This window comes from Corynebacterium sp. HMSC072A04, assembly GCF_001809235.1.
GTDB lineage: Bacteria > Actinomycetota > Actinomycetes > Mycobacteriales > Mycobacteriaceae > Corynebacterium > Corynebacterium hiratae.
In genome coordinates this window covers 1-431 of sequence record NZ_KV796751.1, presented here as the reverse complement: position 1 = coordinate 431, position 431 = coordinate 1, and the positions used below count along the sequence as shown (strand labels likewise).

Annotated in this window: 1 protein-coding gene; it reads left to right on the top strand. The window is 51.5% G+C overall.

Annotated features, from left to right (window positions below; translation table 11 throughout):
• The coding region (locus HMPREF2565_RS03320; RefSeq protein WP_168162650.1) for a VaFE repeat-containing surface-anchored protein at positions 1–431 on the top strand (431 nt) is incomplete at both ends.

Genomic DNA, 431 nt, shown 5'->3' with positions numbered 1-431 from the left:
GGTGAGTCTGATACTCCGAAGATTTCGACGAATGCTGATTTTGCGAACGGTGCTACTGAGGTTGTTGCTGGTGCGCAGGTTAACGATACGGTGACGTATGAGGGTCTGGTTCCGGGTAAGGAATACACCCTTTATGCTGAGTTGATTTCTAAGGCTGATGGCAAGACTGTTTTGGGTGAGGGTTTCAAGACCTTTACTCCGGATGCTGCCAATGGTGAGGTTGTTGTTGAGATCATCGTTGATGAGTCTGTAACGGAGCCGGTTGAGGCTGCGGTTGCCTTTGAGGAGTTGACTTCTGTTGAGGTCGACAAGGAGGGCAAGGAGACTCCGGGTACTGATCCGAAGAACCCGAATGAGATCGCTGAGCACAAGGACATCAACGACAAGGATCAGACTGTCACCTCTAAGGACCCGTCTGAGACCACCGAGCC